We start from the raw sequence: 26,118 nt of genomic DNA, 5'->3' as shown, positions 1-26,118 counted from the left end.
AGAGCCGCCGGCAGATTCGGCGGCTTTCTTCTGTACGGAGAGGGAAGCGTAAGTGAAGAAATGGATCGTGAGTTCGTTGATGAGTGCCGCTCTGGCTATGCCGGCGGTGGCACAGACCGCCATACAATCTCCGGTACGTGAAGTTGCCAGTCATCCGGGCTGGGAGTACGGTCCTCTGGTTCAGGGAGGAGTAGGTGTTACGGACAATCGCAGCGGCTATAAGTTCATCATGGCCGGCGTTCATGTCGGTAAGGTGCTGACGCCGGAACTCGGCTCCAGTTTCTTCAAAGGACAGTTCGAGTTTGCAGCAGAGCTGTTTCCATACTGGCAGTCGAATGTGCCGAAGTTCCAGCGTGTGAAGTGCAACTCGTCGCTGACGGTGTGCTCGCCTCCGTATACGGTGGGCGGAACATATCACGGTGTGTCGTTGACGCCGGTAATCTTTCGCTGGAACATGACGAACCATCGGCGGATTATGCCCTGGGTTCAGGGAGCGGGCGGTCTGATCTGGACGAACCATAAGTATCCTCCGTACGGTTCGGCAACGGTCATCAACCTGGCGAATGCTGGGCCTACCTCTGAGACTTCGGTTTGGAATTTCACGCCGCAGGCTGGCGTGGGCATGCATTATTTTGTGAAGCCGAGGCGTTCTATCGATTTCGGCGCCAATGCGGTTCATATCTCCAATGCGTCAATGGGCGATCGGAATCCTGGAGTAAATGTGACGCTGCAGTTCAACGTGGGATACACATGGTGGAAGTAGGAAGCCCCATCATTGAATGCGTTCCAAACTTCTCAGAGGGTGTGAGCCCGGAGAAGGTGCGGGCGATTGTCTCCGCCATGAAGGTGGAGGGCGTCAGCCTGCTGGACTATTCGCTGGACAATGACCATAACCGCTCCGTGGTAACCATCGCCGGAGCCCCCGAGGCGGTGGCGGAGGCGGCCATCCGTGCGGCAGGGAAAGCGGCAGAGCTGATTGACCTGACCCGACAGGAAGGTGTCCATCCCCGCATTGGCGCCGCAGACGTAATTCCGTTTGTCCCGGTGGCGAACTACGCTCTTCCGCAGTGCGCCATGCTTGCCCGTCAGGCCGGCCAGCAGATCTGGTTGCGGTATGGGATTCCCGTGTATTTCTACGAGGCAGCCGCGGCTCGTCCGGACCGTGTGAACCTGGAGGATGTACGGCGCGGCCAGTTCGAAGGGCTGCGCGACGCAGTCCGCAAGGATGCGGCGAGCCGTCCGGACATTGGTGGGCCGGAGCTGCACGCAACCGCCGGCGCTTCCGCCGTGGGTGCGCGTAAGTTCCTGATCGCATACAACATCTATCTGCATGATCCGGATGTGGCGATTGCCCGAGCCATCGCCAAGGAGATCCGCGCCTCCGGCGGCGGCATGTACGGTATCAAGGCCATGGGCGTATTGGCGCAGGGCCGGGCGCAGATTAGTATGAACATTACGGACTTCCAGCGCACGCCGGTGGCCGAGGTGCATGAGCGCGCCCGGCAGCTTGCGGCCCGCCACGGTTCAAGCATCGCCGATGGCGAGCTGATTGGTCTGATTCCGGAACAGGCGTATGATCCGTCTGCGGCCTGGATAAATCAGGTTCCGGGGTTTGACCCGGAGATGAAGGTCCTGGAACGGCGGCTAAAGCATCCCCTCAAATGGCCGTAAGGGTAACCGAGGGCGGGTTGCATCCGTCTGAAGATGAGAGAGAATCACTGTAACCAGCGATCTGGCGGCAGAACCCCCAAGATAGAAGGAACCACAGAACAATGAAGCAAACCCTCATGGCAATAGTGCTGGCTGCTGCAGCAGCGGCTGCTCCGGCTGCGCAGTTGTCCTCGGACGCCAAGTCCGCAATTCCGCGCGACGTGCAGCAGATTATTACCGTGGACTATCGCGCGATGCAGAACTCCTCGGCAGCCATGGCGCTCAAGGATAGGGTTCTCCCTCCGGAGCTGAAACGGCTGGAATCGGCGTTGAAGAGCTCAGGCCTGAAGGTTGATCAGGACGCCGACAATCTCGCCTTCGTGGCCTATCGCACAGGTGAGGGAAGTTCGACCAACATTATCGGTATCGCCCAGGGCCAGTTCCGTACCCGAGACATTCTGGCCTATTTCACCAAGAACAAGATCAAGCCCACCATGCTGCGGAATAACGCGATCTATCCCATGGGAGCTCAGGGCATGAGCGTCGTCTGGCTGAATCAGACGACGATGGTCTTCGGCGATAAGAACGCCGTGCGCACATCAATGGAGGCGCGCGATGGCAATATTCCCAACTTCCTGAATGGCGATCTGGCCTCTGAGATGCCGAACGTCGATGACAAGGCGGTTTGGAGCCTTCTGGACCAGAAGGGAACCCAGACGATGATGAAGAGCGTCATGGGCGATGCTTCGCAACTGGCTGACTATGACACCGTACGCAACCGCATGAAGAGCTCGCGTTACACCATGGATTTTGCCAATGGTGTGAAATTCGATATGTCGGTAGTGACCTCTGATACGGTAACGGCCGCGACGATCGCTTCCCTGATGAAGGCCGTCTCCATGTACAAGCAGAACTCGGGCTCGACCGACGAGAAGCAGGCGCTCGATCACACGACGATCAGCTCCAGCAGCGGAACCATCACCGTCGCTTACGCTTCCTCGGACAGCCAGTTCGCAAGCCTGTTGTCTTCGTCCCTGTTCCAGCAGGTCGTACGATAAGCCGGAAAGACGTTAATAAAAAAGGGGCAGCCTTTAGGCTGCCCTCTTTTTATTGAACGTCGCTCTAGTTCCCGCGCGGAACGGTGATGTCGCGTTTTACCTGACGTCCGGCGGCGATCTCGACCGGAGGATTCACAGGACGGGCAACGGGATCGCGGGGCTCTACCGGCTTCTGCACCGCGGCGGCTTTACGTATGCCGGAGAGGCTTTTGACTGCAGCCAGCATTCCGGAGCGCTTATGCAGAGGCTTGACCATTCTGGTCTCTCCCACGGCTGCCGTGCGAACGATCTCAGGACCTTTCTGTTCTCCCCGGAGACGCTTGACCGCGGAATGAGTGAGGAAGTGTGCGGGCGCCTTCTCGACATAGCGCATCAGGTCGAGAACCGTGACCACTGTATCAATGGGAGCATCGAGGTCCTTCTTGCGGTCGCAGCGATGAAGCAGGTTGGCGACGGCATCGCGGACCTTTGTCTCGGTCATGTGCAGATCGTCGCGCAGCCGATCCTCGAGCCGGGAACGAACGTCGTGGTGGTAATAGGGTGTTAGAAAACGATAGGTGTGCGAAGCCACCTTGCGGCTGATAGAGGCTTTGGCCGCCAGCTCGCAGAAGTCGTTGATCGTCTGAGAGCCACGGGAAGAGAGGCGGTTCTCTTTCGCCATCTTGCGGACTCCCCGGCCCAGGCTGCGAAGAATCCAGTAGGCGATGAGCAGAATGACGAGACCTGCGGCAACAGGAGCAAAGGTCACCGTCATATTTACGACGGAGTCGTTATGGGATTGTGCACCCTGGTTGAAGTTGTCGAATGTAGAGTTGGCCCAGGTCTGCAGGCCGCCGACGTTGAAGATATAAGCCGTAAACAGGATTGCCACGCCGGCTACCAGAAGGGTTCCGGGATGGCTGAGAATGCCGCGCTGACGCGTCAAAGTGGGGTCGTTGACCCTGCGATTGGGTGAACTCATGGCAGATAAATCCCCTGACGGGAGAAGTGATGAGAGAAGTACCCGTCGAGGATAGGCCGCAGGGAAGCCGGAAGTAAATGACAAAAAGGTGGGAAGCGGTGTGTCTGGTTCGGTACTTACGCGCAACCTTTGCCGCGGCACTTGCTCATAATGTTCGCAATCAGACGTTCGCGGGTATCGGTGGAAAGTTCGTATACGTCGGTATCGCGATAGATCTCGATCGTCTGGCGGGTCGTATTGACGACCACCTCGCAGTGGCTGCACTCGCACATGTGTTGTCGAACTTCGGCTTCCAGCTCTTTGGCGATGGTGCCATCAAAGTAGTCGGTCATTCTGGCCAGAAACTCTGTGCAGGTCACGGCTTAACTCCTTCCGGCTGTTTCAGATACCGGCTTAGACGCTCACGTAGCTGCAGCCGAGCGCGTAGAAGCCTGCTTTTCACTGCAGGAACACTGAGTCCCAGAGCTTCAGCCGTCTCTTCCGTCGAAAGATTTTCGATATCGCGCAACGTAAACACTGTTCTAAAACCGGGCGGCAGGCCCTGAATCGTCTTGCGCAGGATATCTCCTAGTTCGGACTGCCCGTAAATCTGCTCGGGATTCGGGCTCCAGTCGGCAAAGTCGCGGGGAATTGCGCCCTCTTCCGTCTGGACATCTTCGTCCATGGAAACTGTCCTGCTGGTCTTCCGCTTGCGGAGCCGCATCAGGCTTTCATTCACCGCGATGCGTACCAGCCAGGTGGAAAACTTCGAATTTCCCTGGAACTGGTCGAGCTTTTCGTAGGCTTTGAGGAAGACGTCTTGCACAATGTCTTCCGCATCCTCGCGGTTCTGGGTGATGTGCTGTGCTACCCGGAAGATCTGCCGGTCGTACTGCCGGACTAACTGCTCAAAAGCTGCCGTATCTCCTTCCCGGGCGCGCGCAACCAGCGCAACGTCCGGATGTTCTTCCACTGCTGGGGATTGGATGGTCGGGGTCGGCATTCCGGTGCAAGCTTTCTAAAAAACAGTGAGTTGCCGGGCGTTCTTCCGTCCGGGCAAATATCTGATAGACCCATACTAAACCAACGGGCCCGTAGAGCTGTCCTACAGAAAAGGGTATCGCCGAAGATGCGGAAAATTGCTCTAAGAGGAAAATCCGCACCGTGACGCATCATACTCTGCAAAGAAGACGATGAAGTTCCGCCGTATAGCTGCTTTTCTGCCGTTTTGTTTCCTGCTGCTGATCTCTGGGGCGGTCTATGCCCAGACGAAGAAAGCAGCAACGAAGAATCCTGCCGCAAAGGCGCCCGCCAAAGCCGGCGCCGGTAAGGGGACAAAAAGGGTCCCCGGGAAGTCGACGGCCAGGGGACGGAAGAAAAAGGTCATCAGCTCCCCTCCAACAGCGCGATCGCGCAAGCTGACCAGCGCATTCGTAGCGTCGTCACAGCTCCGCCCGATGGCGCAGCAACTGACGGCAACCCGGTCGCCTATAGCCTATGCCGGTGTGCAGGCATATGCGAACAGCCACAATGGAGAGGCTTCTGCGGCGGCATGGCTGGCGATGGGCCATGCCTACATGCTGGATAAGCGTTTTTCTGACGCCTACAACGCCTTCCGCCAGGCAGCGCAGCGCGGAGAGGCCCTGGATGACTACGCAGACTACCTTGGCGCGCAGGCGGCTCTCCAGGGAGGCCGGGGAACGGATGCCTACGCCTTGCTGGAGAACTTTGCCCAGCGTCACCCGGAATCAATCTTCGTGCCGAATGCTCCGGTCATTCTGGCGAATGGATATCTGCAGCAGAACGATCCGCAGGGAGCCTTGCGTGTGCTGAGTTCGCTGACTGGAACAGCGCAGGCCTCGCATGCGGACTTCCGTTTCGCTCAAGCGAAAGCATGGCAGCTTGCCGGGAATACCAATCAGGCTGCGGCGATGTATCGCAGCATCTACACGCTGCTTCCTCTCAGCTATGAGGCCACGCAGGCTCGAGTCCAGTTGCAGGCGATGGGAACTCCGTTGACGGCAACCGAGCACAAAGTGCATGCCGACCAGTTGTACAACGCCAAGCGATATTCCGAAGCAGCGGATGAGTACCACAGCATTCAGCACGATGCGACGCTCAGCCCTGGCGACCGTGATGCTCTGGATATCTATGCGGCTGTGTGTGACCTGAAGCTGAAGCGGCTTTCAAAGCGTGAGGCAGAGAGCCTGCCGCAGACGGACGATGATTCGGCTGCATTGAAACTGTATCTTCTCGCAGAGCTGGCACGGAGCTCTGATGACCGTGGGCAGCATAGCAGTCTGGTGACGCAGTTGACCCAGCGTTATCCGCGCAGCCGATGGACGGAAGAGTCGCTTTACTCGGCAGGGAACATGTATCTGCTCAAACATGAGTACGGGACGGCGGCAGGCTACTACAGCCAGCTTGTCAGTATGTTTCCTCGTAGTACCTATGGTCCTTCGTCTCACTGGCGCGCCGGCTGGTTGAGCTATCGCACACGAAACTACTCTGAGGCTGCTCGCTTGATGGATGAGCAGATTCAACGCTATCCAACGGGAATCGAGACGCCGTCGGCGCTCTACTGGAGAGGCCGCGTCTACGAGGAGCAGGAGCATAACCTTTCCCAGGCGGCGAATTACTACCGGACGCTTTCTGACAGCTTCCCGAACTACTACTACGCCCTGCTGGCGCGCCAGCGGCTGGACATCCTGGGGAAACAACCGGTCGTAACTCCTGCGGCGCCCCTGGCTTCGGTGCGTGCGCCAGATGTGCCGGAACTGATCGACACACTGCCGGAGAACGATACCCATCTCATCAAGGCCCGTCTGCTGGCCAATGCCGGATTGAACGAGTACATCGCGCCGGAGATCCAGGCAAGCCCGACCAGCTCAACGTGGGGAACATTGGCGCAGGCCGAGATCTATACCTCTTACGGTGAGTATGTGCGTGCGTTGCAGGCGATGAAGCGGAGCGGCGCCTCTTATTTTGCGTACAGCGTCGACGATGTTCCGCAAATGTATTGGAAGCTGCTGTTCCCGACACCGTACTGGAACGAACTGACGGCGAGCGCTTCGCGTAACAGCCTTGACCCATATCTGGTTGCGTCGCTGATTCGCCAGGAGTCGGAGTTCAACCCGGGAGCGGTATCGCGTGCGAATGCATACGGCCTGATGCAGATGCTGCCATCCGTCGGCAAATCGTTGGCGAAGCGAGATGGTATTGGCAAGTTCTCCACCAATGATCTGTTGCAGCCCGCGACGAGCCTGCGGCTTGGCACGATCTATCTGCGACAGACGATCGATCGCTTCGGGGGGCAGGTGGAGTACGCGCTGGCGGCTTATAACGCCGGCGATACACCGGTGCGTCAGTGGATGTCGACCAACGACTACCGCGATATGGCGGAGTTTGTGGAATCGATCCCGTATACGGAGACGCGCGAATACGTGCAGGCCATTTTGCGCAACCGTGAGATGTATCGGGCGATTTACGGCTCTGGTCAACGAACGAGTTCTGTGAGCGCTGCCAAGTGAGGCGCCTAACCAGCTAGGCTATCGACAATTTGATCCACGAGACTCAAAGTATGTCTGAAATTGGTGGGAGCAGCGGGCTTCAGCCCGCTGGTCGAAGCACAAAAGTAGATGGGCTTTAGCCCTGGGTTTTTCTTGTCCGGTAGAAAAAGGCCCAGGGCTAAAGCTCATTTCTACATTGGATCCGATAGACCGTGGGCTAAAAGCCCACGGCTCCCACCGGTTCGAGCTTCGCTCGAATGGTCCATCCCAGCGAACCGAGCTCGCCGAGAACCGAATATCCCCATTCATGGGGTACTAAATTTCTCGACACACCCAACTAGCAACCAGCAACTAGCTCTTACGAAGACGCTCTCTCCGCGAAGAGGCCCACCCAGGCTTGGTCTCCTGACGACCCCGTGCGATGGCCAGTGCGTCTTCTGGAACGTCCTGCGTGACGACAGATCCTGCTGCGATGAGAGAGCCGTTGCCAAGAACGACGGGAGCGACCAGCGCGGAGTCCGAACCGACAAAGACGTTATCCCCAATCGTGGTCTGGTGTTTATTGACACCGTCGTAGTTGCAGGTAATGACGCCCGCGCCGATGTTGGTTCCGGTTCCGATGACTGCGTCGCCAAGGTAAGTGAGATGGTTAGCCTTGGAGCCTTTGCCGAGACGCACCGTCTTGGTTTCGACGAAGTTGCCTACGTGGGCGCTCTCGCCGATATAACTCTCCGGACGCAGATGAGCATAGGGGCCAAGGATGGCTCCGTTGGCGATATGAGCATGGTCGAGAATGCAACCGTTGCGGATGGTCACGCCTTCGCCGATCGTCGAGTCCTGAATGACAGAGTAGGAGCGTATGCGGCAGTCAGCACCGACAGCCGTCTTGCCGAGCAATTGCACGAACGGTTCGATCACCGTGTCCGCAGCTACCGTAACGTCGGCGTCGATGATGCAGGTCTCCGGACGGAAGATCGTGACTCCCTGAGCCATCAATCGACGGGCCGTGTCCAGGCGCATCGCGGCGTCGAGATGCATGATCTCGGCGATGGTATTGGCTCCAAGAACCTCATCTACTCCGCCGTTTGCTTCGATCGCAACAACCCTCTCACCAGCCTTCACCAGAAGCTTGGCAACGTCCGTAAGGTAGAGCTCACCCTGCGCGTTATTTGCCGTGAGAGAGTCAAGCTGCTCGAAGAGAGAGGCTGTGCGGAAAGCGTAGATGCCTGAGTTAATCTCGCGGATGGAGCGCTGATCCGGTTTGAGATCTTTCTGCTCGACAATCGCGACGACCTCTGAGGACTCCGGAGACCTGCGAAAGATACGGCCGTAGCCTGTCGGATCGGACGGGGTAGCCGTCAGGATAGTCATCGAGGCGCCTTCGCTGAGATGGAAGTCGCGGATGGCCGCGATGGTCTCCGGGCGGATGAGCGGGACGTCGCCGGAGAGTACCAGAAGATGGTCAGGCGGTGTGATTGCGGAGGCTGTAAAGAATGCCTTCACCTCCTGCAGCGCATGACCAGTACCGCGCTGTTCGGCCTGCAACACAAAGTGCGTCGCCTCCGTGGAGACGGCGGCCTTCACGCGAGCTGCTTCGTGACCGACGATGACGTAGATGTCACCAGCCTGGACGACCTGCTTCGCGGCGGCGATGACATGCAGCAGCAGGGGTTTGCCGCCGATCTCATGCAGGACCTTGGGGCGTTTGGACTTGAGGCGCGTGCCTTTACCGGCGGCCATGATGGTGACCGCGAATGTCGGAGAGCTCATGGGGGAATAGTACCGGGTCTGGTAAATGCTGGAGCATTTTCCCTGTAGGTGTAGTGCAGGACTTTCGCATCTATGGGCGTTTTCCGCAATGAAAACGCCGCTGCACACGCCTTCCGGGCTACCCAGCAACAGGGAAAATGCTCTCGAAACCCCGCCCGGAAGGTGCAGGCGGGGTTCGATGGGGTTCGGGAGTGTCCTAGTTGCCCATTCCGGCTGGAGGAGGCGGGATGGTGATATCTACATCCGTCACCGGTCCCAGATCCTTGAGCGAGGAGCCAAGGTCACCGCTGTTGCCAACCACAACGATGGCCAACTTCGACGTGTCGATGTACTTCGCAGCGACCCGTGAGACATCGGCCGCAGTCACTTTTTCAATGCCTGCCTTGTACTTCTCCAGAAAATCTGCCGGATACCCATAGAAAGCCAGCATCACCTGCTCGCTGAGTACCTTCGCACGCGAGTCGTAACGGAAGATAAACGAGTTCAGCAGTTGCTCTCTGGCATTGCGCAGTTCCGTTTCCGTCGGTGGAACGGATTTGAGCCGGTTGATCTCCTCCAGCATCGCCTTTGTTGCGGCAACCGTGCTGGCGCTCTTCGTGCCCGCCTGCACGCGGAAGATACCCGGATGGTCATAGGTCGCGCCATAACCTCCGCCGACCGCGTAGGCCAGCCCCAGCTTTGTACGGACAGACTGCGTCAGGCGCGATCCGAACCCCCCGGAGAAGATCTCATTCATGACGCTCAGTGCATAGAGATCCGGGTTGTTCCGCATGGTTCCAAGGCCGGCAATTGAAATGTTGGATTGGTTTACGTCGTCTTTGTTGACGAAGTAAACGCCCGGCTTCGGGCCAGGGAAGTCTCCCTTGAGGGACTTGAACGGTTCTCCCTTAGGAAGCTTCTCGAAGGTGTCACGCAGCTTCTTCTCCATCGTGGCGGAATCGAAGTCACCGATGACGGAGACGAGCAGATTGCTGCCGACCACTGTTTTATCGTGCCACTGCTTGAGGTCGTCGGCAGTAACCCCGAGGACAGTGGAGAACTCAGGTTGGCGAGCGTAGGGGCTGGCAGCGCCATAGACAACCTTGCCGACTTCGCGGGCAAGAATGCCGCCGGCATCGTCGTTGCGGCGAGCGATACCCGTAGCCATTTGTTGTTGTGCGAGCTCGAGCTTCTCCGGCTTGAAAGACGGGTGCAGGAGGAGGTCTATCGTCTGGGGAAAGACCGTATCGAAGTCCGTCTTCAGGCTGCTCCATGTGAGTGCCGTGGAATCGATGTCGGCGCTGGTCTCGATCTTGGCAGCTTTAGCTTCCAGTGCATCATCCATGGCGTCGCCATCCATGGCCGCAGTGCCACTGGTACGCCATACATCACCGTACATATCGAGCATGCCGGCTTTGTTTGCCGGCTCTTCGCGGGAACCGCCACGGATGTTGATCGTGCCGTCGATGAACGGCAGTTCATGGTCTTCCTGCAGGAAGATCACAACACCGTTCTTCAGGTCGATCCGCTTGGGCTGGACCGGTTTGAACTCATGCAACGGAGGCGTCGGGATCTTCGTCCATGGTTCGGTCGTTTGTGCATGGAATGCCGGAACAATCAGAGCAGAGGCAAGGGCGAGGCAGACAAGATTCTTTTTCACTGTGCACCTCCCTTGGAAACCACTGCAGGTGTGGGGCGAACAAATTCGATGGTTGTGCTGGTACGGTTTGAATCCACGAAGAGTTGGTTGGCAATACGGCGGATATCAGCTTTGCTCACTTTGTCGTAGGCCTCGAGCTGGCGGAATAGCTGGCGCCAGTCACCGTAACGTGTCTGGTAGTCGGCGAGCTGTTGCGCCAGTCCCTGGTTGCTTGCCAGGCCGCGCAGCAGGTCGGCACGGGCACGGGTCTTGAACATGGCGAGTTCAGCGTCCGAGACATCTTCGTTCTTCAGACGATCGAGTTCCTTATGAATCGCATCGCGGAGCTGGGCTGGAGTTTTTCCCGGCACCGGAACCGCATAGACAGCAAAGAGCCCAGGATATTTCTCACCCGGGAAACCGCTGAACCCTGCGGCCGCAGCGGCGATCTTTTGATCGCGTACCAGCGAACGATACAGGCGGGCGGTACGACCGTTGGAGAACAGGTCGGTGATGGCGTCATATACCGCATCGTCTTTATCGCGGTAATCGGGGCGGTGATAGCCCTCGAGATAGAACGGCTGCGTGGCCTCGCGAATGGTTACGGTGCGCTCTGCAAACTGCTTCGGTTCGACAGTCGTCATCTCCGGCGGCTTCGGACCGGCGGGGATACGGCCGAAGTACTTTTCCAGTACCGGCATGGTGTCGGCGGCTTTTACATCGCCGACGACGGCTACAACGATGTTTGCCGGAACGTAGTACTTCTTATGGAAGTTCTCTGCCTCGGTAGCCGTTACCTGGCTGATCTCGCTCTCCCAGCCAACGCCGCTGCGGCCATAGGGATGGGCAGTGTATGCGGCGGCAAGGAACTGCTCCACCATGCGTCCAATAGGGGCAGAGTCGATGCGCATGCGACGCTCTTCCTGGACAACATCGCGTTCCTTGTAGAACTCACGCAGGACAGGTTCGGCGATCCGGCCACTTTCGAGATAGGCCCAAAGCTCTAGCCGGTTGGACGGCATCGACCAGAAGTAGTCAGTCTTGTCTTCAGAGGTGGAGGCGTTCAGGCCGACGGCGCCATTCTTCTCAGCGATCTCAGAAAACTGGTTCGGAATGACGTACTGCTGTGCGTCCTTGGCTGCTGCATCGAAGACCGCTTTCAGCTGAGAGAGTTTGGCGGGGTCCTGTCCGACCAGCTTGCGCTGTTCCAGGTTGTAGGCGGCATACGCCTGCTCAACCTTTTCGAGAGCGGCTTTTTCGGCGGTGTAATTGGTCGTGCCGATTTCGTTGGTGCCTTTGAAGGCCATGTGCTCGAACATGTGCGCCAGGCCAGACGCGCCGTCAGGATCGTTGGCCGAACCAGCATCCACCAACGTATAGAAGCTGAAAACCGGGGCCTCGGGACGCTCACAGACGATCAAGGTCAGCCCATTGGGAAGCACTTTGACCGTAGTGCGCTTCTCAAAGCTGGCCAGGTCCTGCGCCGGGGCGAAGCCCGCCAGAAGAACAACGGCCACAAGCGCAGCCTTCATGCGATGAAACATGGAACCTCCAACAACTCTCGATATTGCAACCATATTAGATATGAGCGTGGGACGGACAGCGGGATACGAAAGTTAGTTGCCGCGGGAAGAGGATTTCCGCGGGGATTTTTTGGCCGTGGCGGGTGCCTGATTTTTAGGCGCGGATTTCACTGCCTTCTTTGCCGGCTTTCCAGCGGAGGGCTTCGCGCCCAAAGCAACCCGCTTCCTGGCCGAGGTTTTGACGGCGCTCTTCTTTGATTGGGTGCTTTTGTTAGAAACCGCGGTCGTCGTGGGCCGAGGGCTGATGGCGGGATGTGCAGGTTCGATCGGTAGGATCGCCGGTGGCTTGGCATCGCGCCTCAACTCCGCTTCGGCAGTAATGGAAGGAGCCGCAATATAGGCAAGAAATTGTTGTCGTGTCCATTCATTGCGCGCGGGAGCAGGGCCGCTGCGGTGGCACTCAGCTGCGGCCGTCTTCCAGTCGCCGGCTACGATGGCATGCAACAGCTTTGGATAAGCCTGTAGCAGACCAGTCATTCCGAGGTTGTACGCCATATCGAGCAGGGCCACCTTCGCGGATGCAGGAAGGGCGTCCCAGATGGGAATCTCTTTTCTCAGATCCCGGTCGAGATGGGTGACAGCCGCACGGAGCTGGACATCGATCTCCGCCGGTGTAAGCAGGACGGACATCGGGCTGCGGTAAAAACCGGCAGCTTTTCCCTTCACCATGGAGGAGACCCGGCGGAAGTCGACGATGATCTCCTGATCATCGGCGGGGCGGCCATTAAATTGAAAGGGAAGCGCGGTCGCACTTTGCGTTGTTGGCAGCATCAAACCTGCGCCAACCATGACTTTGCCCACGGTGTCCAGATACATCCACGGGATAGCGTTTTCAAATCTCTTCAGCTGGGCGAGCGACTCTTCCAAATAACGTGACACGCCGACAGCGTACCACGCCCTGCAACTTTAGTTATCGGCAGGTAACTTTCATTGGCCTGGAAGTGTTATTGCCTTTCCGGTCTGCAACGGCGAGAATCAATGCGATCCCTATGGTGGTGAAAATTCAGGCGTTTCTGCGCTGGGGTGCGGTGGTCTGCACGCTGGCATGTACTCTTTTGTCGGTTGCCATGGCACAGCAAACGCGCCGGGTGTTGCCATCCGTCACCACATCGCTGCCTGCAGGAGCAGTCGTTCTGGATGCCGCTCCAGCCTCCTCGCCGTTGCGACACATCTCCATTGCGCTGCAGATAGACGATAGCCGGCAGAACGCGTTGTCACAGTATTTGACGGACCTTACAACCAAGGGTTCCACAAACTACCATCATTGGCTGACTCCGCAAGAGTTTGCCGCTCGTTTCGGCGCGACGGATGCGGAAATAGGTGCGGCGACGACCTGGCTTGAAGCACAAGGAATACACGTCACCTCAGCCAATGCCGCGCATACGCTCTTACAGGCAGCATCGACGGTGGCCTTCGCCCAGCAGGCCTTCAGCGCTGACCTTCGCCAGACCGAGATTGATGGCAGCCTGCATGTGATGGAGCGGGGAGAGCTCTCGCTGCCTGGGGACGCTCCGCAGAGCATCAGGGCGGTAACGGGACTGGACGATCTGAACGGTTCTCCGCTGGCAATCGCGGAAGCGTCAGTCGATGCGAATTCCGCCGCTGTGCTTGTCGTAAACAGTCTTCCCGCAGGGCAGGCAGATTGGGATCTCCTGCTGCAGCAGGCCAATGCTCAAGGCATCACAGTGCTTGGGAACTCTTCAGGTGATTATGCAGGGATGACAGTTATTGTGCCGGCCGCGCTGAGCGATGCCATCACGGGTACGGAAACCAGACCTTCCTGGCAGGTCGTAGAAGGTCTGCCTGCCGATGGGCGTCGTGCTGTTCCGGATTTCATCTCTACGGGAGATTTCAGCGCGACGGTAAATGAGTTGATCGCTCGCAGCGGCGGAAGGCTTGGGAACATCAATGCCACGCTCTACCAACTGGCGGCGATTCCAGGCGTCTATACGCAACCGACTGGTGTCACCACGGGGACGTGGACGGCGCTGACAGGGCTGGGAACCGTTAACCCGGAAGAGATTCTGAAGCGGTGGCCTCTGGGCACATCAACCTCAAATACGTCGATCACCTCCAGCAACTTCGCTCCGACGCATGGGCAGACCTTCACTCTGACTGCAACGGTGGCCTCGGCGATCGGAGGGGCGACTCCGACTGGTACCGTAACCTTCTCCAGCATCGTGACTGGAACGCTGGGAACCGTCGCGCTGGACTCGTCCGGTAAGGCAACGTACAGCACCAAGCAACTCGCCGGCGGCAGCTATAGCTTCAAGGCCGATTACAGTGGCGATGGCACCTATGCGGCGTCCAGTTCTCCTGCTCCGGCAACGATTTCCATTCAACCGGAGTCTGCCAGTGTTTCGGCGATTTTGAACGGAAACGCGAGCTATGGCTCCAATGCCAGCATCGTGGTGTCGGTGACGGGTACTTCGGGAGTGGACAATCCCACGGGAACGGTCAGCGCTCAGGGGCAGGGAACGACCGATACCAAGGCATACCCAGCGACGCTGGCGGCCGCGGGAAGCGGAACAACGAAGTCGACGGCAACAATCACATATCCCGTAAGTGAGAAGAATACTTTTACGGTGCTGATCTCATGCACCAGCGGTGACAGCAACTTTACCTGCCCCACACCCTACACACTTTCGATTACTCCGGGAGCCACCAGAACTGCTAGCGTGACCACGTTGAGTTCGTCGCCGAATCCTCCAGTCACGGGGGCGGCTACGACCTTTACCGCTACAGTTACTTCCGGCAGCAGTTCCGTCACAACCGTCCCGACTGGCTCGGTTGATTTCAAAGACAACGGGACAATCATTGGATCGGCCACGCTGTCGAATGGAAGCGCAACCTTTGCTACGACGCTGGCTGCCGGCAGCGTACACGTCATAACGGCGGTCTATTCCGGGGATACGGTCTATAACACCAGCACCTCCGGATCGCTGTCGACCCCGGCCGGAAGCACCTCCAGCACGGTTGCTCTGACATCGAATCCAAGTCCAGCGGTCGCGGGTAAATCCGTAACCTTTACGGCGACGGTAACCTCCACCAGTAGCCAGAGTGTTGGCCGGGTTCATCCACAAGCAACCGCCACACCTACAGGCACGGTCGACTTCCGCGACAACGGAACGTCGATGGGAAGCAGTACTGTCACGAGTGGTGCTGCGACCTACACCACGACTCTGACTGCAGGCACAGCGCATAGCATTACGGCGGTCTACTCCGGCAATGGAACCTATGCGGCTTCCACGTCTTCTGCGATCAGCGTGCAGGCGACGACAGGAACAACGGCAACAACCACATCGCTTGTGGCCTCCAGCTATGCCGTGAATGGCGGTGTGAACATCACCTTTACGTCGACGGTCAAATCCTCGACGACTTCCACCAGCACGCCGACGGGGACAGTTACACTGACGTCGTCGAAGGATGGAGTGATTGGATCCGGCACGATCGGCACCGATGGAACTGTCAATATTTCGAACTCGACGTTAACGATCGGCCAGCATGTGATCACCGCGACCTACAGCGGCGACTCCACCTTCGCGGCATCGAGCAGCAGCACTATCACTGTCACGATCTCACCTTCTACCGGAACGCTGTCGGCATCGATCTCACCTTCGCCAGGTGCGTATGGGAATACCGCTACTATCACGGTGACCGTGGCGGTTACGACAGGGACTGCCAATGGAACCGTTCAGGCTGTAGTGAACGGGCAGACCTACACCGGAACAGTGACATCGGGAACGGGAAACATCACGATCACGATTCCTCCTCCCGGGAAGTATTCGGTCGTGATCTCCTGTCCGTCGGTTAATACCTTTGTTTGTACGAACTCTCCTCTAACGTTGTCGTATACGGCGACTAAGGGAAATACCACCACGACGGTTACCTCGAGCAGCAGTTCTGCGAATGCCGGCGATTCCGTTACCCTGACAGCCACGGTTGCGAATGCGGGTAATGCGACGGGAACCTACGTCTACACCGGCACCGTAACCTTCCTGGATGGGACGAAGACCGTCGGTACAGCTCCGCTTGTTGCTGGTTCAGCTACAGCAACAGTGACATTGACCGGAGCTGGAACACATTCCATCACCGCGGTGTATTCCGGAGATACGAACTGGAATGGCAGCACTTCAACCGCGATTGGTGTTGTGACGGCCAAGGTGGCCTCCACTCTCGTGCTGTCGGCCAGTAGCACGACGGCTGTAAACGGAACGAATATCGTATTTACGGCGACTGCCAGTGGCGGTTCGACAACGCTGTCTCCACCAACGGGCACCGTAACCTTCTATGACACGGTCGGTTCCACCGTGGTGACCCTGGGGACAGCTACACTGACGGCGAACGGAACCACGCAGTCGGTGGCGAGCGTGTCGAGCACAGGTCTTCTGCCTGGTTCGCACAGCCTTTATGCGATCTATGCCGGTGATACCAACTACAAGAGTGCAACGTCCAACACTCTGGCAGTCACAATCAGCGACTTTACCGTCACCCTTAATCCGACATCCCTGAACATTACGCAGGGCAAGTCGGCGCAGGTTGCTGCAACGGTGACAAGCTCGGGCGGATTCGCCGGGACGATTACGTTGGGCTGCACGCCTCCGGCTGCGGCGCAGATGACATGCGCCTTCTCTCCGACATCGCTTGGCAGCAGCGGCACCAGCACACTCACGATTAAGACGACTGCGAATACTGCCGCTTTGGAGAGGCATGACATTCCATGGCATCTCCCTGCTGGCGGAACTGTGGTTGCGGCGATCATGTGGTTCATGGTGCCGCCGCGCCGCCGCGTCAGCCTGCTGATTGCGATTCTTGCAGTTCTGGTCACGATAACGGCAGGAGGCTGTGCTTCTGGAATCGTGCAGAACGGCACCGATAGTAGCAGTGGCGGATCTGCCAACAACGGCACTCCCTTCGGAACCCAGTTGTTGACGATTACCGTCTCAGGAACTGACGGCGGAAGCCCAGTTCGTCACAACTACAGCTATCAGGTAACCGTGCAGTAGATGTAAGCGATTTCGTCGTCTCTCCGAAACCTTTCCAGAAAGTTCTCGTCTGTACGTGCGACCCCCGTTGTTCCCGGTCGCACGTACGGTGCGTTCTCGCTGCGTCTGTCGTGGCCGTAAAAGGGGGGTGACTGGACCTTTGTATGCGACGACTTCGTATCTTCCCCGCACGTGCCTTGGCTCTCTCCATTGCAATGCTGGTCGTGCTGCAGGCATCGACCTTGTTTGCCGTACAACCATCCCGCCGTATTAATGCGATTGACGACGCGCAGCGTGCCCCGATGTCCGGAAATGTATCGCCGCGTGTTCGTGGAGCGTCTGACCTTGGTGAACTGCCGGGAAGTCAGCAGCTGGAGCAACTTACACTCCGTTTCAGCATGAGCGCTGCACAGGAGGCGGCGTTGACGCAGTTGTTACAGGATCAGCAGAATCCAAATTCTTCTCGTTATCACCAGTGGCTCACTCCGGAAGAGTATGGGGCGCAGTTCGGCATGGCGCAGGCTGACCTTGACCAGGCAACGGCCTGGCTGGCCAGTAAGGGCTTAACTGTGACGGAGGTGGCGCGAAGCAAAAACTTTATTACCTTTAGTGGTCCCGTCTCGGCTGTTGAGAAGGCCTTCCAGACTTCGATTCATTCTGTCCAGTCGGGCAGTGAAACAAACTTTGCGAACATCTCGGAGCCGGTCCTTCCGGCGACACTGCAGTCGGTTGTTACAGGAATCACGGGGCTCAATAATTTCAAACTGAAACCGCATGTGAGCCCTCGCTTCACCTCAGATAAGTCGGGAAGTCACTTTCTTGCGCCGGGCGACCTTTACACGATCTATGACATGAAGTCACTGGTTTCCGGTGGCACGACCGGATCAGGTGTCACGATTGCAGTGATGGGGCAGACAGAGATCAGCCTGTCGCAGGTGGCGACCTTTCGCAGTGTATCGGGGCTTTCTACCAATGCTCCTACGCTGAAGCTTTATGGCACGACGCCTGGAACGGTGAATACCGACCTAGCTGAGGCAATGCTGGATGTGGAGTGGTCTGGTGCAGCGGCCCCGTCAGCATCGATCCTTTACGTCTATTCCAAGGATGTCGTGGACACTTCGCTGACCCAGGCGATCAACAATAATCTCGCGCCCATCATCACCATCAGCTATGGTCTTTGCGAATCCGGATGGGGGCAGAGCAATCTGACTACTTACAACGCACTTTTCCGCCAGGCAAATGCCCAGGGCCAAACGATTGTCGGCCCCACCGGTGACTCCGGTGCTACCGATTGCGACTACAGCAGCGGCTCCACCACAGTGACATCGGCGCAGAATGGACTAGCCGTAGATTTCCCGGCTTCTTCCCCCTATGTAACAGCTCTGGGCGGAACGATGTTCAATGAGGGAAGCGCAACCGGAGCCACGACATATTGGAGCGGTTCAAATGGAAGCAATCAGGGGTCAGCGCTCAGCTATATTCCGGAGGCGGCATGGAACGAAACCACTTCCGGGAGCGCATTGGCAGGCAGTGGTGGCGGAAAGAGTGACTACTTTGCTAAGCCTGCCTGGCAGACTGGCACCGGTGTGCCTGCGGATTATGTCCGTGATGTTCCGGATATTGCTTTCAATGCAGCGTCGGGTCACGACGGATATCTCATCTGTATGACCACATACTGCACCAACGGATACCGTGCCTCGGATGACACTCTGGCAGTTGTGGGCGGCACCTCTGTCTCGACTCCGATCTTTGCCGGTGTTCTCGCACTGGTTGAGCAAAAGACGGGATCACGTATCGGCAATGCGAATCCCACCATCTATGCGCTTGCCAACAGCACCTACTACAGTTCGGCGTTCCACGATGTGACGGTGGGCGACAACAAGCAACCTTGCACGAGTGGAACCACCGACTGCCCTTCGGGTACAACCAGCATTGGCTACAGCGCTACTACGGGATACGATCTGGCCACGGGATGGGGCTCACTGGATGTCGCCAACTTTGTCAACGACTGGTCCGCGGTAACGCCGCTCTCGTCCGGTGGTTCAGCAATCTCTACGACGACTGTTACAGCTTCGCCGACAAACGTGACGGCGGGCAACTCGGTTTCCGTCGTCGTAGCTGTGGCATCGGGCACATCAGGTGTAACGACAACTCCGACCGGAACCGTGCAGTTGCTGGTGGATGGAACGGCGACAGGTTCTACGTTGACCTTGAGTTCCGGCACAGCAACAGGAACTGTCTCCACAACGTCCTTATCTTCCGGTAATCACACGATTACAGCATCCTATTCCGGTGATACGACCTACGGAAGCTCTCTGGGATCGGCGACCATCGATGTAGTGGCGGCCAGCACTGCTGACTTCACTCTGTCGCCCTCGACTGCAACAGCCACGGTGAGCTCTGGAGGCACGGCCTCGCCGATTACATTCACCGTCGCCTCGGTGAATGGTTTTGTCGGATCGATCAGCTTCAGTGCATCCAGCAGCACAAGCCTGGCAGCGCAATATACCTTCTCAGTCTCTCCGGTCACGCTGGCGAGCGGAGGTACAGCAACGACTGCTTTGACGCTGTATGCGTATCAGTCGAGCGCCAAGGTTGGCAGCGGCATGACGCAACTGGCAACTCAACAAGCCGCGCTACGTCGAGGGGAGAAGGCGGCTGCCGGCGGAGCTGTTGTTCTGGCGGGCTTGCTGTGCATGCTACTGCCGCGCAGGCGGCGGCTCCCAATTCTCCTATTGATAGGCTTCAGTACAGTCCTGATGACGGGACTCTCCGGCTGCGGTAGCAGCTCTTCGGGCTCAAGCAGCAGTGTTACCAAAACCTCAACCGGGACCTATACCATTACGGTGACGGCTACAAGCAGCTCGACCAGTTCCACTGCCACATCCCATACGTCGACGGTGACGTTTGTTGTGAACTAGCGAAAGTTGTACAGCAAGACGAAGGGCGGCTTCGACCGCCCCTCGTCTTTTAATCACCTAAAAACGATCACTTGTACTGGATGCTGGAATTTGACATCGTGACCGGGCCGCCTGAGAATCATGGCATCTTTAGAATCCCCCACGGTGCATGCCTGTACTGTACCTGGCCATAAAGGCTCTTATGTTGAAGCTCCCCCGTTTTGCAGCAGCTATTCTGGCCCTTGTTTCCATTTCTGTCTCGGCGCAACTTACGAATCAAGCCAAACCTCTGGTGACCCAGCCGGTGAATGACAGCCGTCGCGTTGAATTGCACGGAAGTGTGCACCCGCTGGTCCGTGTGGCTAGCGATCAAGGGCCGCTGGCAGATGACCTGGCGTTGAATCGCATTCTGATGACACTGCGGCGTAGTGACGAGCAGGAGACTGCACTGAAGCAGTTGGTCGATGAGCAGCAGGACAAGAACTCTCCGAACTTTCACAAGTGGCTTACGCCGGAGGAGTTCGGGGCCAGGTTCGGCGCTTCTGATACGGACATCGCGACGTTGACGAGCTGGCTGACGGCACACGGGTTCAACAATGTTTCGGTGAACAAAGGCAGAACGACCGTGGAGTTCTCCGGTTCCGCCGGAGCCATGCGACAGGCTTTTGGCGTCTCGATGCACCAGTTCTCGTACCTTGGGAAGTCCCGCACAGCAAACATTACCGACCCTCTGATCCCAGCCGCTCTTGCGCCACTGGTCTCTGGATTCAGCTCGCTGAACAATTTTCCGCGGAAAACGTTCGCCGAGAAGTACGGTATCTACCGGCGTGATTCGCAGACAGGAAAGCTGCAACAGGTGGGTGGTACGCCCCAATACGTGCTTTCGTCGAATGGCGCCAACTACCTCGGCGTGACGCCTCATGATTTTGCAACGCTCTACAACCTGAATCCTCTCTGGAACGCATCAGTGAATGGCGCTGGTCAGACGATCGCCATCGTAGGCGAATCGGATCTGAACCCGCAGGATTTCGTAAACTTCCGCAACTTGTTTGGCCTGCCCCTCGGAAATACTTCGGGACCGACCGGGACACAGTATCTCAACATCATCTATAACGGACCCAATCCTGGCACCCAGGACGACGAGATCGAAGGCAACATCGATGTGCAATGGTCTGGCGCCGCGGCGCCTAATGCAACAATCGACTACGTCTCATCCATGGGGACGGAGACTACTGCCGGTATTGATCTTTCGGCGCAGTACATTATCGACAACAACCTGGCGCCCATCATTAGCGAGAGCTGGGGCGTTTGCGAGTTTGCTGCCGGTACCAGCGGAAACAGCTTTTATCGTGCGCTATGGCAGCAGGCAGCGGCGCAGGGAATTACGGTTCTGGTCGCAGCTGGAGACGCCGGCTCGGGAACCTGCGATCAGAACAAGAGCTATGCCAGCTATGGTCTGACCGTCAACGCAATTGCATCGACGCCATACAACACTGCGATCGGTGGCACTGATTTTCAGACACTTTACGGTGATAACGGGAAATTCGGCAGCAGCAACAACTCCACGACAAAGGCTTCCGTTTCGGCCTATATTCCAGAGACAACCTGGAATAACACCTGCACGAACGAACAGCTCTCGCAATCAACCACCTATCTTGGATTCTCTCCAGAAGCTGTGTGCAACAACTCGACAGCGCAATCGAAGGGATTGCTGACGACAACCGGCGGTGGTGGCGGACGAAGCAACTGTATAGCTCCTTCAGGAAATACGCTCTCTACATGCTCGTCCGGGGGCGGGTATCCCAAGCCAGCATGGCAGAAGGGAACTGGCGTACCCGCCGACAGTGTTCGCGATCTTCCGGATGTCTCTCTGTTCGCGTCGAATGGTTTCTCGAGAGCGTTCTATATCGTCTGCCAGGCGGATCAGCTCACGGATGGTAAGGGATGCAATATCTCCTCGCCTTATAACGATCTGATCGGTGTGGGAGGCACGTCCGTTGGTTCTCCTGCGATGGCCGGCATTATGGCCCTGGTTGCGCAGAAAAATGGCGGTGGCCGTCTCGGCAATGCCAACTACAATCTGTACGCCCTGTTCAATAAACAAACCACAGCGGGCATGGCCTGCAGCGCAAGTGGAACTCCCAACGCTGCCTGTACCTTCAACGACATCATCGCCGGAACCAATAGCGTGCCATGTGTAAAGGGATCACCGAACTGCACGGTCAATAACAGCGCGGATAGCTATGGCATACTTTCCGGTTTCAGCTCTACAGTGGGCTACGATCTGACGACCGGGCTAGGGTCGGTGAATGCCACCAATCTTGCGAACAACTGGTCGACTGTGACCTACAACTCGACCAGTACGACACTATCGTTGTCTCCGACGAGCATCACACATGGAACATCTGTAACAGCCAGTGTGTCCGTGAGCTCGGGATCCGGCACGCCGACTGGCGATGTCACGATCAATGGCGCCACTACGAATGGCTCTGTAGGAAGCGGCACGTTGAACGGCGGCAGCTATTCCGGCACCTTCAATAACTTCCCGGGCGGGACGTATTCAGTGAAGGCGCATTACGGTGGCGATGCAACCCATGCCGCATCGGACTCCAATGCCGTCACAATGACGGTTACGCCCGAGAACAGCAAGACCACTGCGCAGACGCTGTTTTACAACCCGAGCAATGGGACCGTCGGAACGGCATCGAGCATCTTCTACGGCCAGTATCTTGCGCTGATTAAGTTCACGGTTGCAGGGGCTAACTGCCCATCAACGCCCCCCTGTGGCATACCGACGGGTACCATCACTGTGCGGAACAATGGCGCTACTTATGTTCCTAGCTCCTACACTCTCAACAGTGACGGCGTTGCGGAAATCCAGACGACTACCTTGGTTCCCGCTGCATATAGCTTTAATGGAACCTACAGCGGTGATGCGAGTTTCACCGCTAGCACATCGGGCACGAGCGCCTTTACCGTGACCAAGGCACCAACGAGTACGACCGTTTCTGCGTCCTCAACCGGGCTGATACCAGGGCAATCAACAACATTAACCATCAACGTGCCGACTCAGAGCTACGGCGATTTTCAGACTGGAACAGTAAGTATTCTGAATGGTAGTTCGGTGCTTGCTACGGTCGCCGTGAAGGGTACGTATTCCACGACCACAGGGCAAAATTATGCGACTGCGACCTACACGCTGAATGGCAGCCAGTTGAGCACAGGAGCAAACTCGATCACGGCTCAATACAACGGCGATGGTAACTATTCGTCTTCGACCTCCACGGCCACGACAATAACACTCGCGCCTTTTAGTTTGAGCGCATCACCCACCAGTGTTACCGTCTCCGCCGGCAGTTCCGCTACTTCCACTATCTCGGTCGCAGCGGCTAGCGGGTTCACTTCTTCGGTCGCGCTGTCATGCAGTATTTCCGGATCGCCGACAGGTGTGGGTTGCACACTCTCGCCATCGTCCGTAAACCCCGGAACGACCTCGACTTTGACGATCACGACGGTGCATAGCTCTGCCCGAACAGGAGTTTTCTCTGAGTGGCGACCTGCCGTGTTTAGCGGCGTCACCGTTGCGGGCCTGCTGCTTTTGACAGTCCCGCGCCGGCGTCGGTTCGCATCTCTGCTGGGCGTGGCGTTATTGCTGGCGATAGCCGGAGTAGCGGGCGGCTGTGGCGGCGGTTCATCGAGCAGCAAGCCCGGAACTCCTACCGGTACTTATACAGTGACGGTATCTGGCACCAGCGGATCAACTACACAGACAGCGTCGGTTGCCCTGACCGTGAACTAGTTCTTCTTTGTTCGGCGAGTCTTCGTAGCAGGCTGGGGTTTCGTTACCCCAGCCTGTGCTATTTGAGGTGCAACACCCTGAGGTGCAACACCTTGAGGTGCAACACCCTCGGTCTGCTGCATCAGATATGCCTGGGCATCGAATGGCTTATCTACCCGCGCTGGACGTACGTAATGGCCATCTGGGGTGAGTAGTCTTGCTTTCGCCTCATCGCGCAGATAGCTGCCGAGGATGTCTTCCCGTAAGCGAACCAATAACTGCTGGTCGTAGATGGGGAAGACGGCTTCGCAGCGGTCGTAGAGATTGCGGGGCATCCAGTCGGCGCTGCCGCAGTACGCCTCATCCGCGCCGTCGTTCAGGAACCAGAAGATGCGGCTGTGTTCGAGGAAGCGGCCCACGATCGAACGCACGCGGATATGGTCGCTGATGCCTGGTACACCTGGGCGTAGAGCGCACATACCCCGGATAATCAGGTCGATCTCCACTCCCGCCTGGCTGGCGCGATACATGGCTTCGATCAGGCGACGATCGATAAGGCCGTTCATCTTGGCAATCAGATGCGCCGGTTTGCCTGCTTTAGCGTGCTCGATCTCGCGGTCGATCAGCTTTTCAAGATCGTCAACGAGTGTGAGCGGGGCCATCATCAGAGGGCGATAGAGCTCTCCTTCTGCTTCGGCGGTCAGATAATTGAAGACCGCATGGACGGCATGCGTGATCTCGGGATTCGCGGTCAGCAGGCTGATATCGGTATAGAAGCGGGCGGTGATCGGGTTGTAATTACCTGTGCCCAGATGGGCATAGCGGCGCATCACACCGTCTGGATCACGGCGAATCATCAGGGCGAGCTTGCAGTGAGTCTTCAGGCCAAAGATGCCGTGGAAGACCTGTACGCCCGCGTCTTCCAGGGTGCGGGCCCAGCGGATATTCGAGGCCTCGTCAAATCGGGCCATCAACTCTACGACGACCGTAACGTCTTTCTGCTGCGCCGCATCGACCAGTGCGGCAAACATCGGTGAGTCCGCGCTGGTGCGATAGAGCGTCTGCTTCATGCTCACCACAGCAGGATCGGCAGCCGCGGCTTCGATGAATTCCTCGACGACGCTATAGCTGTCGAAAGGATGATGCAGCATGATGTCTCGGGTGCGCAGCTCATCCCACAGATCTATAGACTTCCGGTCGAGGCGGTACTCGCGGCCATGGAAGGGCGGATACTTCAACGTATCCTTGTCGACGCCTGAGTAGAGATTCATCAGCCGGGAAAGGTTTACCGGCCCTTCGGTCTTGAAGACCTGCCACGTATCCAGTTCGAAGTTGGCACGCAGACGTTCGACGATCTCGGGGTCCGCGCCTTCGCTTACTTCCAGGCGGACAGCATCGCCTTTGCGGCGATTGTGCAGTTCGCTGCGGACGCTCTCCAGGAGTGAGCGTGTCTCTTCTTCCTGGAGATAAAGGTTTGAATTCCGGGTTACCCGAAACGCGGTCTTCGCCAGAACCTCGTAGCCGCGGAAGAGACGTTCCGCCTGCGCTTCGATCAGGTCATGAAGAAAGATGAACTCGGTGCATCCACTGGTGCACGGCAGCTTGACGAAGCGAGGCAACGACCGGGGAACCGTAATTACACCCAGAATCGGTGCAGCGGCAGCCGCTCCTTTGCGCTTACGCCGAAGAAGCAATGCGATGCAGAGTGCCTTGTTCAGGACTCGCGGGAAGGGATGTGCCGGGTCGATGGTGACCGGAGTCAGAAGAGGATCAACTTCATCGTTGTAGTACTGTTCGGCATACTCCCGGGCTGCATCGTCCAGTTCGCTCCACTCCAGAACCCGGACACCTACGTTCAGCAAGGCAGGCAGGAGCTGGTCATTCCAGCAACGGTACTGGTCGCAGACGAAGGCATGCATCAGACGGTTGAGCTCTTCGAGGCGCTGCTGCTCGCTCATCCCGTCATCTGCCTCAGCCTGCGGGGTGACGTATCCATCTTCCAGACGCTGTAGTACGCCGGCGACTCGAATTTCGACAAACTCATCGAGATTGCTTGCTGTAATGGCGAGGAACTTGACGCGCTCCAGCAATGGATTGCGCTCGTCCTGCGCTTCTTCCAGTACGCGCCAGTTAAAGCGAAGCCAGCTTTCGTCGCGATTGAAGAATCGGTGAGGTTCAGGCGCCGGGTTCGTTCTACGTGGCATAAGAAGTATCAGCCTATCAGCAGCTTTGATACGGTGTGATAAATCTCAGATGTCCCGTATCCCATGGAGCAATTTTCCTGTAGGAGTAGTGTAGGGTTTCGGTATCTATGGGCGTTTTCCGCA

Annotated in this window: 15 protein-coding genes; 7 read left to right on the top strand and 8 right to left on the bottom strand. The window is 57.5% G+C overall.

Annotation, left to right across the window (positions count from 1 at the left end; all coding sequences use genetic code 11):
• Positions 1-52 precede the first annotated feature (52 nt).
• The 3 genes from FTW19_RS15495 (at position 53) to FTW19_RS15485 (ending at position 2,708) form a co-directional block, all read left to right on the top strand.
• Positions 53-763 carry an acyloxyacyl hydrolase gene (locus FTW19_RS15495; RefSeq protein ID WP_246153333.1) on the top strand — a complete coding sequence of 237 codons (711 nt, stop codon included), beginning with the start codon at positions 53-55 and terminating at the stop codon, positions 761-763.
• Positions 751-1,671 (top strand): glutamate formimidoyltransferase, encoded by a 921-nt coding sequence (gene ftcD, locus FTW19_RS15490; protein ID WP_147648468.1) that lies wholly within the window; start codon positions 751-753, stop codon positions 1,669-1,671. Before FTW19_RS15495 ends, ftcD begins: the two co-directional genes overlap by 13 nt.
• Before the next feature lie 101 nt (positions 1,672-1,772).
• Positions 1,773-2,708, top strand: a complete 936-nt coding sequence (locus tag FTW19_RS15485) for a hypothetical protein (protein WP_246153332.1) — start codon at positions 1,773-1,775, stop codon at positions 2,706-2,708.
• 64 nt (positions 2,709-2,772) lie between these two features.
• Here the strand turns inward: FTW19_RS15485 and FTW19_RS15480 are convergent, their stop codons facing one another.
• From FTW19_RS15480 to FTW19_RS15470, 3 genes are all read right to left on the bottom strand, one after another.
• Positions 2,773-3,669 (bottom strand): hypothetical protein, encoded by an 897-nt coding sequence (locus FTW19_RS15480; protein ID WP_147648467.1) that lies wholly within the window; start codon positions 3,667-3,669, stop codon positions 2,773-2,775.
• A gap of 116 nt (positions 3,670-3,785) precedes the next feature.
• A complete protein-coding gene (locus FTW19_RS15475; protein ID WP_147648466.1) occupies positions 3,786-4,028 on the bottom strand; it encodes an anti-sigma factor family protein in 243 nt (80 codons plus the stop codon).
• On the bottom strand, positions 4,025-4,651 hold the full coding sequence (locus tag FTW19_RS15470) for a sigma-70 family RNA polymerase sigma factor (protein WP_147648465.1): 627 nt from the start codon (positions 4,649-4,651) through the stop codon (positions 4,025-4,027). Before FTW19_RS15470 ends, FTW19_RS15475 begins: the two co-directional genes overlap by 4 nt.
• A gap of 190 nt (positions 4,652-4,841) precedes the next feature.
• Here FTW19_RS15470 and FTW19_RS15465 point away from each other — a divergent pair, with 190 nt between their 5' ends.
• Entirely contained in the window at positions 4,842-7,178 is a 2,337-nt protein-coding gene (locus FTW19_RS15465; protein WP_147648464.1) for a transglycosylase SLT domain-containing protein, read from the top strand.
• A 330-nt stretch (positions 7,179-7,508) separates the two neighbouring features.
• On the opposite strand, the gene glmU is transcribed toward FTW19_RS15465, so the two are convergent.
• The 4 genes from glmU to FTW19_RS15445 form a co-directional block, all read right to left on the bottom strand.
• Positions 7,509-8,927 carry a bifunctional UDP-N-acetylglucosamine diphosphorylase/glucosamine-1-phosphate N-acetyltransferase GlmU gene (gene glmU / locus FTW19_RS15460; protein WP_147648463.1) on the bottom strand — a complete coding sequence of 473 codons (1,419 nt, stop codon included), beginning with the start codon at positions 8,925-8,927 and terminating at the stop codon, positions 7,509-7,511.
• A gap of 196 nt (positions 8,928-9,123) precedes the next feature.
• On the bottom strand, positions 9,124-10,566 hold the full coding sequence (locus tag FTW19_RS15455; RefSeq protein WP_147648462.1) for a M16 family metallopeptidase: 1,443 nt from the start codon (positions 10,564-10,566) through the stop codon (positions 9,124-9,126).
• A complete protein-coding gene (locus FTW19_RS15450) occupies positions 10,563-12,089 on the bottom strand; it encodes a M16 family metallopeptidase (RefSeq protein ID WP_246153331.1) in 1,527 nt (508 codons plus the stop codon). The genes FTW19_RS15455 and FTW19_RS15450 overlap by 4 nt, the downstream gene beginning before the upstream one ends.
• Before the next feature lie 72 nt (positions 12,090-12,161).
• Entirely contained in the window at positions 12,162-13,007 is an 846-nt protein-coding gene (locus FTW19_RS15445; RefSeq protein WP_147648461.1) for a hypothetical protein, read from the bottom strand.
• A 110-nt stretch (positions 13,008-13,117) separates the two neighbouring features.
• Here FTW19_RS15445 and FTW19_RS15440 point away from each other — a divergent pair, with 110 nt between their 5' ends.
• From FTW19_RS15440 to FTW19_RS15430, 3 genes are all read left to right on the top strand, one after another.
• Positions 13,118-17,134: an Ig-like domain repeat protein gene (locus tag FTW19_RS15440; RefSeq protein WP_147648460.1), complete on the top strand. Its 4,017-nt coding sequence runs from the start codon at positions 13,118-13,120 to the stop codon at positions 17,132-17,134.
• A gap of 143 nt (positions 17,135-17,277) precedes the next feature.
• The gene (locus FTW19_RS15435) at positions 17,278-20,034 is read left to right on the top strand and encodes a protease pro-enzyme activation domain-containing protein (RefSeq protein ID WP_147648459.1); all 2,757 of its coding nucleotides are present in this window, start codon (positions 17,278-17,280) and stop codon (positions 20,032-20,034) included.
• Between the two features lie 181 nt (positions 20,035-20,215).
• Positions 20,216-23,812, top strand: a complete 3,597-nt coding sequence (locus FTW19_RS15430; RefSeq protein WP_187143001.1) for an Ig-like domain repeat protein — start codon at positions 20,216-20,218, stop codon at positions 23,810-23,812.
• On the opposite strand, the gene ppk1 is transcribed toward FTW19_RS15430, so the two are convergent.
• The gene (ppk1, locus tag FTW19_RS15425; RefSeq protein ID WP_147648457.1) at positions 23,809-25,995 is read right to left on the bottom strand and encodes a polyphosphate kinase 1; all 2,187 of its coding nucleotides are present in this window, start codon (positions 25,993-25,995) and stop codon (positions 23,809-23,811) included. The genes FTW19_RS15430 and ppk1 overlap by 4 nt on opposite strands.
• Positions 25,996-26,118 lie beyond the last annotated feature (123 nt).

This window comes from Terriglobus albidus, assembly GCF_008000815.1.
Lineage (GTDB): Bacteria > Acidobacteriota > Terriglobia > Terriglobales > Acidobacteriaceae > Terriglobus > Terriglobus albidus_A.
Note: the sequence above shows the minus strand (reverse complement) of the source record. Positions and strands in the feature narration are given on the sequence as shown.

Excerpts from the sequence above, each read along its gene's own strand:
- ftcD (WP_147648468.1), top strand. The coding sequence starts at position 751 with ATGGTGGAAGTAGGAAGCCCCATCATTGAATGCGTTCCAAACTTCTCA.
- FTW19_RS15485 (WP_246153332.1), top strand. The coding sequence starts at position 1,773 with ATGAAGCAAACCCTCATGGCAATAGTGCTGGCTGCTGCAGCAGCGGCT.
- FTW19_RS15480 (WP_147648467.1), bottom strand. The coding sequence starts at position 3,669 with ATGAGTTCACCCAATCGCAGGGTCAACGACCCCACTTTGACGCGTCAG.
- FTW19_RS15470 (WP_147648465.1), bottom strand. The coding sequence starts at position 4,651 with ATGCCGACCCCGACCATCCAATCCCCAGCAGTGGAAGAACATCCGGAC.
- FTW19_RS15465 (WP_147648464.1), top strand. The coding sequence starts at position 4,842 with ATGAAGTTCCGCCGTATAGCTGCTTTTCTGCCGTTTTGTTTCCTGCTG.
- glmU (WP_147648463.1), bottom strand. The coding sequence starts at position 8,927 with ATGAGCTCTCCGACATTCGCGGTCACCATCATGGCCGCCGGTAAAGGC.
- FTW19_RS15450 (WP_246153331.1), bottom strand. The coding sequence starts at position 12,089 with ATGTTTCATCGCATGAAGGCTGCGCTTGTGGCCGTTGTTCTTCTGGCG.
- FTW19_RS15440 (WP_147648460.1), top strand. The coding sequence starts at position 13,118 with ATGGTGGTGAAAATTCAGGCGTTTCTGCGCTGGGGTGCGGTGGTCTGC.
- FTW19_RS15435 (WP_147648459.1), top strand. The coding sequence starts at position 17,278 with ATGCGACGACTTCGTATCTTCCCCGCACGTGCCTTGGCTCTCTCCATT.
- FTW19_RS15430 (WP_187143001.1), top strand. The coding sequence starts at position 20,216 with ATGTTGAAGCTCCCCCGTTTTGCAGCAGCTATTCTGGCCCTTGTTTCC.
- ppk1 (WP_147648457.1), bottom strand. The coding sequence starts at position 25,995 with ATGCCACGTAGAACGAACCCGGCGCCTGAACCTCACCGATTCTTCAAT.